This is a genomic window from Desulfitobacterium sp. (assembly GCF_035539115.1).
Lineage (GTDB): Bacteria > Bacillota > Desulfitobacteriia > Desulfitobacteriales > Desulfitobacteriaceae > Desulfitobacterium_A.
On record NZ_DATLJA010000070.1, the window covers coordinates 1 to 9,623 of the forward strand.

At 41.9% G+C, this 9,623-nt stretch carries 7 protein-coding genes and 2 pseudogenes; 8 read left to right on the forward strand and 1 reads right to left on the reverse strand.

What is annotated here, in order from left to right:
• Both VM640_RS11920 and trmB read left to right on the forward strand, forming a co-directional pair.
• Nucleotides 1-631: radical SAM protein (locus VM640_RS11920; RefSeq protein WP_325392484.1), on the forward strand; the 631-nt coding region annotated here is incomplete at its 5' end.
• A gap of 69 nt (nucleotides 632-700) precedes the next feature.
• Nucleotides 701-1,337, forward strand: a pseudogene (gene trmB, locus VM640_RS11925) (tRNA (guanosine(46)-N7)-methyltransferase TrmB).
• A gap of 75 nt (nucleotides 1,338-1,412) precedes the next feature.
• On the opposite strand, the gene VM640_RS11930 reads toward trmB, so the two are convergent.
• A complete protein-coding gene (locus tag VM640_RS11930) occupies nucleotides 1,413-2,366 on the reverse strand; it encodes a sigma-54 interaction domain-containing protein (protein WP_325392486.1) in 954 nt (317 codons plus the stop codon).
• A 261-nt stretch (nucleotides 2,367-2,627) separates the two neighbouring features.
• Here VM640_RS11930 and VM640_RS11935 point away from each other — a divergent pair, with 261 nt between their 5' ends.
• The 6 genes and pseudogenes from VM640_RS11935 (at nucleotide 2,628) to VM640_RS11960 (ending at nucleotide 9,366) form a co-directional block, all read left to right on the forward strand.
• Nucleotides 2,628-3,983, forward strand: a complete 1,356-nt coding sequence (locus tag VM640_RS11935; RefSeq protein WP_325392488.1) for a glutamine synthetase family protein — start codon at nucleotides 2,628-2,630, stop codon at nucleotides 3,981-3,983.
• Nucleotides 3,984-4,155: 172 nt separating this feature from the next.
• Nucleotides 4,156-5,058 carry an acetamidase/formamidase family protein gene (locus tag VM640_RS11940; RefSeq protein WP_325392490.1) on the forward strand — a complete coding sequence of 301 codons (903 nt, stop codon included), beginning with the start codon at nucleotides 4,156-4,158 and terminating at the stop codon, nucleotides 5,056-5,058.
• Nucleotides 5,059-5,179: 121 nt separating this feature from the next.
• Complete coding sequence (locus tag VM640_RS11945; RefSeq protein ID WP_325392492.1) at nucleotides 5,180-6,532, forward strand: APC family permease; 1,353 nt, start codon at nucleotides 5,180-5,182, stop codon at nucleotides 6,530-6,532.
• Between the two features lie 228 nt (nucleotides 6,533-6,760).
• Nucleotides 6,761-7,795: a threonine aldolase family protein gene (locus VM640_RS11950; protein ID WP_325392494.1), complete on the forward strand. Its 1,035-nt coding sequence runs from the start codon at nucleotides 6,761-6,763 to the stop codon at nucleotides 7,793-7,795.
• 151 nt (nucleotides 7,796-7,946) lie between these two features.
• Nucleotides 7,947-8,804: pseudogene (locus VM640_RS11955) on the forward strand (DMT family transporter); the annotation flags it as partial.
• Nucleotides 8,805-9,189: 385 nt separating this feature from the next.
• On the forward strand, nucleotides 9,190-9,366 hold the full coding sequence (locus VM640_RS11960) for a hypothetical protein (RefSeq protein ID WP_414647977.1): 177 nt from the start codon (nucleotides 9,190-9,192) through the stop codon (nucleotides 9,364-9,366).
• The last annotated feature ends 257 nt before the right edge of the window (nucleotides 9,367-9,623 follow it).

Genomic DNA, 9,623 nt, shown 5'->3' on the forward strand with positions numbered 1-9,623 from the left:
TAAAGAGAACAAAGATATCGCCGCGAGTTCCCTTCAATCGGCCTTTGATACAGAGGCAACGTATCGGAAAAAGGCGGGCAAGAATCATGTCGGTTTTGCAGTCAATCTTGCGGAGACATGCTCTGACAATAATCCAGTTCATACTTATTCTGAACCGACAATTTTTGTGGAGTATGCTCTGGATACTATGAAGTTAGCCAGAGAAAAGGGACTGAAAAATGTTTGGGTGACCAACGGTTATATGTCGAGAGAAACCCTCGATGTAATTATTCCATATTTAGATGCTGCTAACGTGGATTTTAAGGGACCGGATGATGGGGTTTATGAGCGCTATTGCGGCGGAACGGCCGAACCTATTATGGATAACCTAAAATACCTTCACGAAGTGGGAGTGCACCTCGAAATCAGCACCTTGGTCGTACCGGGCGTAAATGATAAGACAAGCCAACTTGAAATGATTGCTCAATTTATTGCTACGGAACTTAGTCAAGACGTACCTTGGCATGTAAGCCGGTTTTTCCCTTCTTGGAAGATGATGGACACCCCAATTACCCCTGTGGAAACCTTAGAAAGGGCCAAGCTTATAGGAAAAAATGCGGGATTAAACTACATTTATGTCGGCAATGTTTAGACGGGAACAAGGGGACATAGTTAATGGATGTCAAATTAGACATCTTCGGTTAAAAGAGGAGAAAGTTAAATGCGACTTAGAAAAAAGAGGTGGGCTAAGCCCGAATTGGAAAAAGATTATAAGGTCCTTTTTACCCCTTCGGAGCACGAAGGGAAATGGAAAGATCTCTTCGGCAATGATCATCCAATCCATCTGGAATTGGGATGTGGAAGAGGTCGTTTCATCAACCAACTTGCTAGGATGAATACAAATATCAACTACATTGCGCTTGATGCCCACAATGAACTTTTGGTTCATGTCTTAAGAAAAGCCAATGAAAGCCACCTGACTAATGTAAAAATTATTCCTATACATATAGAGAACATCGCAGGTATCTTTGCTCCAGACGAAATTGAGAAAATCTATATCAACTTTTGTAATCCATGGCCCAATAGGAGACATCATAATAAGAAGATTAACCCATCCTAATTTCATTAGACTATATCAAACCTTTTTAAAGAATGGATCGGAAATCTGGTTCAAAACTGACGATGAATTACTTTTCACGGATAGTCTTAAGTATTTCGAAGATGCAGGTTTTAATGAACTATATAGGACGTATGATTTATATCAAAGTGATTTTCGGGGGAATATCATGACAGAATACGAAGAGAAGTTTTGTAATCAAGGAATCAAAATAAAGTTCGGTAGGTTCCTCAGGGGGTAATCCAGGAGGCTAATAATAAACAAAAGAAAATAAACCGTAGCTCGTTAAATGGGCACGGTTTATTTTTAATGCTTTCTAAACAGACTTGAGTTTTAAACCGAATTTTTGCATGTGACGCAACAGTGTAGCGTGACTAATGCCTAAAATCTTGGCTGCTTGGCGAATGCTTGGACTCTTCTGTAATGCCTGTTGGATAGCCGCTTTTTCAGTAGTATCTAACTGTGCCTGAAGAGTACTGCTCGCGAGGTTAGTCAATGGACAGCTAGAACTGGGTCCTAAACGTTTTACAACATAATCAAGTGTGATTAGCTCTGATTCGGCGCTTACACATAGCCCTTCAACGAGGTTGCGCAACTCACGGACATTTCCTGGGTAATTGTGGTTCAGAATTAAGCCTATTGCTTCATCGCTGAACCGCCTGCTGATCTTGAATTCTTCGGTAATTTCTTGTAGATAGTGGTTCAGTAATGGTAGGATATCCTCTCTTCGTTCACGCAATGGAGGGACATATAGATAAGCGACATTTAGACGATAATAGAGATCCTCCCTAAACAGGCGTTGCTCAACCATAGATTGGAGATTTTTATTCGTGCTGGCGATTACCCTCACATCAATTGTACGGGACCAACTCCCGCCGACACGACGAATTTCTCGGTCGTGCAGGACTCGTAATAATTTGACCTGCATTGCAAGGGAGAGTTCACCAACTTCATCAAGGAGGAGCGTACCTTTATCCGCTAGCTCGAAGAGACCAGGATTTCCATCATTTTTCGCTCCAGTAAAGGCGCCCTTCTCATAACCAAAAAGCTCTGATTCTAACAGTGTTTCCGGTATCGCACCACAATTAATCTTTATAAAGGGAAAAGAGGCACGGGGACTATGACGGTAAATCCAATTCGCTACAACTTCTTTTCCAGCTCCAGTCTCGCCTTCCAGTAGAACTGTGGAAGGAAACAGCGCAATGCGTTGTGCGCGGGCAAGAAGGGCAACAAATTCTTGGCTTTGGGCAACTATCTCTTGGTCCAACATTATCATCACCTGGTTCTATTGTAAACCAAGGATGGCTGGATGTCTATCGTACAAATACATCTGTTCCGTGATCTGCTTGTTTTGTGCGCGTGACGTGTACTACTACTGTGGCACGCATTTTGCATATAATTTATAACACATAAAATAAGCTTAATAAGACTTGTTGTATTCAAGAACTTTGCCTTTACCGTAAAAATTTACATTTGCAACACGTTTATATAAAATACTTGTTAAAAATTTACGCGAAAGCCGGTGGGAAACTTGGCCACATCCGATTTAAGCAATCATATTACTCAACTTCTACGTGAAAAACAGATTCATACTGTACGGGTGTCTTTGCATGACCCTTCGAATATCCAACGTGCGCGTTATGTCCCTTTAAGGTATTTTCTGGAACAGGTTATGCACGGTTCTTTGTCCTATCCTTCAGCAATGTTTTCGATGGATACTTCCGCCAAGCTGCTGCCGGAAGCAGGCGATGGCTTTGATGGTGGATATCCCAGCTGGGTGCTAAAACCGGATCTAGCAACCTTTGGAATCCTGCCATCGTCGCCAGGGATGGCACATGTTATTTCTGATATATTTCTACCAGATGGTCAACCAGTGCCCACTTCGCCCCGTCATATCTTGCGACGGGTTTTAAATGATCTCGCTCAGGATGGTTACCGGGTTTATGGCGCTTTTGAGTATGAATTTTATGTCTTTCTGGCCGATGGACAACGCTCCAATTCTTCGTCTTTAGAACCAGTATGGACCGGATTGCAATGCTTTTCTGAGGTTGCGCAGGCGAAAGTGGAAGACATCATTACTTCCGTTATGTTTGCGTTGACAGAAATGGGGGCAGGACCGGAAGTTGCCAACACGGAATATGGGTCAGGGCAATTTGAAGTGACCAATTCTCCATTTTGGGGTTTAGAAATTGCAGACATGGCTTTCTACTATAGGACGATCATTAAAGAAATTCTGCAACGCAAGGGGTATAAGGCAACATTTATGAGTAAGCCTGTCGCTTCATCCAGTGGAAGTGGGGCACATACCCATCTTTCTCTGTTTAATCAGAATGGCAACAATGTTTTTTCCGACCCGAATCAGCCAGATGGTTTATCTAAGCTTTGTCGCTGGTTTATTGGTGGACAAATTAAGCATGCCCGAGCTTTATGCGCATTGTGTAATCCGACCATTAATAGCTATAAACGGCTACAACCTTATACTTTTGCACCGACAACCGTGACTTGGGGCTATGAACACCGGGGAGCGATGGTCCGCATTCCCCAACATAGAGGACAAAACACACGCTTGGAAAACCGCCTGCCTGGTGCAGACACCAATCCGTATATTGCCTTGGCAGCAATGCTCTCAGCTGGCTTAGATGGCATTAGACAACAGATTGAACCGCCTCCTGCATTGGCAAGGCAAGACGCCTATGCACAGGAATTTACTCACTTGCCGCGCTCATTGCCCCATGCATTGACAGCTCTGGAGGAAGATGAGTTTTTTCGTGAGACATTGGGCGAAGAATATATTCGTCACTACATCTTAATGCGTCGTGCTGAATGGGAGAGGTATGAGGCAGCGGTTACTGACTGGGAGTATAAAGAGTATCTCGATCTTTATTAAAAAATCTATATTGAACTAAGTGATATTTTGGCATTTAAGGCTTCGCTTGAGTTAGGCGCCAACTCGAAGAGTGAACCCCTAGATGACCAATTTCAAATAGATGCTATGTTTTTTGAACAGATTTTTAGTTTGAATACACCGGATAAAAGGGAAATTCAGAGAGGAGATTGTGATGTATCGCATTAAACGTAACCAAATTGTCTATGCCATGTCGGCATTGAACCAACCAGTGCTACGGGTGGAAAATGGAGCTACGGTGCTCTTTGAGACCTGTGACTGCTTTGAAAATCAGATTAAATCGGTGGATACGGAATTTGAGGCCCTCGATTGGAATAGGATTAATCCGGCTACTGGTCCTGTCTATATCGAAGGTGCCCAACCAGGTGATATCTTGGAGGTTAAGATCGAGCATATCGAAATTGCCGATCATGGTGTCATGATGACCGGGCCAGATCTGGGGATGCTCGGGGATAGGCTATCCAAAAATGTTATTCGTCTTATTCCCATTCGAGACAGTAAAGCGGTTTACGAAGGGAGGGTTGAGCTCCCTCTTAAACCAATGATTGGGGTTATCGGAACTGCTCCAGCAGGTGATCCTGTGGCCTGCGGCACACCTGGTGAACATGGCGGAAATATGGACTGCACTATCATCGGAGAAGGCACAACTCTTTATTTACCGGTTAACGTTCCAGGGGCGCTGTTGGCTATGGGCGATTTACACGCAGCAATGGGAGATGGAGAGGTTTCGGTCTGCGGTTTGGAAGTCCAAGGTGAAGTTACGGTCACCATTTCTGTGCTCAAAGATCGTCAACTGCCGTTGCCTTTAGCTAAAACCGCATCTTCTATGTATGCGATCGCTTCGGCTAAAACGCTGGATGAAGCGGTTTTGGACGCTACCCGTAACCTCGTTGGGCTATTGACAACAATGACTAATGGTACGCTAAACGAATACGATGCGGTCAATTTGCTTAGCCTTACTGGCAACTTGCAAATTTGCCAGGTCGTTGATCCGCTGAAGACTGTCCGTTTTGAGTTAAATTTGCAATATCTTCAGCAGTTGGGAATCACTCTTTAAAGAAGACCTAAAGTTACTATTGGCTCGTTTCAGCACTCTTTTCTGGAGTTGGAACATGCTGTCGGAAAAAGGCTTTCTACAAGCATAAGCGCGAACAGTGTATACGAGGGAGGTAAAAGTTATGTCCATTGAGCAATTTGGTTATAAACAAGAACTCAAGCGAGCCTTGAGTTTTTGGGATTTGGTTATTTATGGGATGATCTTTATGGTGCCCATTGCACCGTTTGGGGTTTATGGTTACGTTTCGGATGGAGCCAAAGGGATGGTCGCCTTAGCTTACATGATTGGTATGTTTGGCATGATTTTTACAGCATTTAGTTATGCCAGAATGTCTGAGGCTTTCCCGATCGCCGGATCGGTTTATGCCTATGCTCAAAGAGGGATTAATGAATATATTGGTTTTATGGCTGGTTGGTCAATCTTGCTCGATTATATTTTGATACCATCATTACTTTACTTGGTCAGTGCTGCAGCTTTGGGAGCATTACTCCCAGCAGTACCCATTTGGGTGTGGTTGGTTTTATTTATTGGCTTTAATACGATCATTAATGTTAGAGGAATTGAATTTACAGCGGGCGCCAACCGCATTATCTTGGTTGCGGAGTTTATCGTTCTGGCGATTTTTATTGTTGTTGGACTGGTGGCTCTGAAAAATGGCGTCGGCGATGGTGGGTTAACTATGAAACCCATCTATGACCCAGCAAATTTCAGTCTGAGCACGGTAATGGGGGCAGTTTCGATCGCTGTGCTTTCTTTCCTAGGCTTTGATGGGATCTCCACACTTTCGGAGGAGGTCAAAGGCGGCGAAAAGGTCGGCAATAAGTTGGTCGGGAATGCGACCGTATTAGCCCTGCTCATCGTCGGTTTTCTCTTTATCATCCAGACATGGATTGCCAGTGATCTAGGTCGTGGTATGAATTTTGATAATCTCGACATAGCCTTCTACCAGATTGCTGGGGCCGCTGGCGGTACTTGGCTGAAAAATCTCACTATTATTGCTACGGCTTTTTCGTGGGGGATTGCCAATGCTCTAGCAGCCCAGGCAGCAATTTCTCGTGTGCTTTATTCCATGGCGCGTGATAGAAAATTGCCATTGGTGCTTTCCAAAGTGCATCCTAAATATCAGACACCTTATATAAGTACGATTTTAGTGGCGGTAATTTCCTTAGGTGTGGGTCTTTTCTTCCAAAGCCAGATTGCTAATTTGACAGTTCTAGTTAACTTTGGGGCGTTGATTTCCTTTCTGCTTCTGCATATCTCTGTAATTAACCATTACATCATTCGAGGTAAGTCTAAAAACTATTTTAAACACCTGATCATGCCAATTATTGGTTTTGTCGTGATCGCTTATGTTCTTTACGGGATGGATATTGCTGCTATTAAGCTTGGTAGCGTATGGATTGTCATAGGTATTATCTATCTGGCTGTGCTTTCTCTAGTACTCAAACAAAAACCTACGTCGATTGAACTATAACGAGCAAAAAACCATTGTGTTCGGACAAAACTATAGCCCGAATAACGGACACTTTCTTTATAGAAAGCGCCTTATTCGGGTTTCACTTTATTCAGATTAGTAAATTTTCCATCTTTGATTACATCCCCAAGTCGTTGTATTCGTGGAATCTGAGGGTTAAGATATATGAAGGTCCTTTTGAAGATGAGTGTGGGGTTGCAAGATTAAAACAAAAAGGAGTTTTTAATAATGTACAGTTTCAAGAACGATTATAGCGAAGGAGCGCATCCTAGAATATTGAATGCCTTGATGGAATCAAATTTTGAGCAGGTTGAAGGGTATGGAGAAGATTGCTATACACAAAAAGCGATTGAACTGTTAAAGCAAAGCATTGGGAGAAACGATGTCGATATCCACCTGCTCCCAGGTGGTACACAAACGAACTTTACGGCTATTTCAGCTTTCTTAAGGCCACATGAAGCTGTAATTGCTGCAAACACCGGGCATATCTTCGTGCATGAAACAGGAGCAGTTGAGGCAACAGGGCATAAAATCATATCTATGGAAGTAGGTGATGGAAAATTAAACTCTTCGCACATTAAGGCTGCTCTGGATTTACATACTGACGAGCACATGGTGAAGCCTAAGTTGGTTTACATTTCAAATCCGACAGAAATAGGCACAATTTATCATAAGGATGAACTAGAACAACTAAGTATATTTTGCCAAGAAAAGAAGCTCTTTTTGTTCATGGACGGTGCTAGGCTGGGTTCAGCTTTGTGTTCTGTTGAGAATGACCTAGAACTTTCCGATCTTGCATTACTTGTAGATGCGTTCTATGTTGGCGGGACCAAGAATGGAGCACTCATTGGTGAAGCGTTAGTGATCTGCCGTGACTCCCTTAAAGAGGATTTCAGATTTCATATGAAGCAAAAAGGAGCACTCCTTGCTAAGGGAAGACTCTTGGGGATTCAGTTTCAGGAACTTTTCAGAGACAACTTGTACTTCGATCTGGCAAAGCACGCCAACAAGATGGCTAGTTTACTCAGGGATGAAATCCGAAAAGCAGGCTTCAAGTTCTTGGTACACTCGCCATCAAATCAAATATTTCCTATACTATCCAATCGACTGATCACTGAGCTTCAAAAGAATTATTCATTTTTAGTCTGGTCAGAGGTTGATGCTGATCATTCTGCTGTTCGCCTTGTCACTTCTTGGGCAACGAAAGAGGATGCAGTTTTAGGCTTTATTGAAGAGTTGAGTAGTTCGCCAGATCATTTTTAACACCGTACTGTATCTGAATTTCATTGACACGCGGTATCCACTGGTGTACCCTTTCTTACGAGATGAATGGTGGCTTGAATTAATGAAAATTACCAAACGAACAGCGAATATGATGTTACTGTTGATCTCGGTACTTTAGGGTTCGGGGTTTGTTGTTACAAGAATGGCCTTGGACGTCAATGTCTCAGCAGGGTTTATTAACTTTGCAAGGGGATTTATTTTTTCGATGTTGGCACTCTTGTTTTTTTATAAAAAAATATTCAAAATGACTTTAGACGATTTTAAAATCGGGCTGTTTGTAGGATTAATGAATTTTGGAGGCTGTATAGCGCAGACAGTAGGAGTGAAATATACTACTCCTTCTAACAATGCGTTTATTTCTGCAATATATGTTGTAATCGTACCGTTTATTGCTTGGCTCGCATACAAAAAGCCACTCAAAATTAAAAGCTTCATAGCTATAGCTTTTTGTTTATTGGGCATGGCGATACTTACGGGCATAATGAACAAAGGATTTAGGATCAACCAAGGTGACGTTTACTCACTAATTTCTGCCTTTTTATATGCAGGTTCTATTGCGTATATAAGTTATGGCACAAGTGAAACGGATCCGACTATTGTCACATTTATGTTAGCTACGGTGCAAACAATGGGTGGATTGGGATATTTTTTCATTGTCGATGGAGGTCAGCTCATCGATGTAAATTGGCAAGTGGCGATTTTACCGCTTTTATATATGGGAATTGTCTGTTCATTCGCCGCGCAGACGATTCAAGTTATTGCCCAGAGACATACTTCGGCAACAACAGCGGGTCTGATTATGATGCTTGAGGGCCTTTTTGGAAGTCTGTTTTCGGTCGTTTTTGGCTTTGAATCTTTTACCTTTAGCATGGCAGTTGGTGGTTCTATAATTATGATTGCCCTTGTATTTATGGAGGTTAATTTTGAGCAGTTTGCCAGGGGAAGGCATTCAATGAATGCGCCTAAATTATGGACTAAGGATTTTTAATCCCAAACAATGGGTTATCACGGTTTGTATGAAAGCATGCGCGGTAGAAAAAACAGGTTTAACGTAAGGCAATCGTTACCCCTCTGGTAGCATCGGTGTGATGTTATCTATAAGTTAATTTCATCCTTTACTCCTATCATATTTACTGTTAAAATTTAACTTGGTATAATAAATGTACCAAATATTTAATTTAAGTCTTAGCCAAGTTTTATTTAACCGAGTATTTTTTGCATCTAAATGGCCATTGAATTATTTGTTAGCTACCTCATCTAAAAATAAAACGCAGAGGTTGTAAAATGTTCACAAAAAAACCATGGGAATAAATATGAGGAGAATATGAATCGAAGAGGTAATACTGGGGGCTTGAAAAGGAGAGGGTAAACGAGTGGGCTATGTTTCCACCGCAAAGAAAACAACGATTCCTTCTGGGAGGTGGTCAGATTTCTGGAAACAGCAAGATTATTGGGCGGTGTGGCTTGGTCTAGCAATCGTACTGTTAACAATCGTGTTTTCAAGTATTGGAAATAATTTTATGAATGATTCTGGTGCAGAAACCCTCTGATTTTTTCATCAAAAAGCAGGAATCTACCTCAATTGTGTTGAATTATATAGTATAGTGGAGATAACCATAGATATCTCAATATAATTTATCTATACTGTAGTTTGAAGTGATTTTTTCTATGTTTAGGGAAAATACGAAACATAAACAAGATAATTTTTTTAGTAATTTGAGTTCAATGGACCCTCGCTTCAAAAACAGACTCGAAAAGAGCTGGGCCGGGCTGTTTTATGAGCATGTTTTTTGTAAAATAGACGAGA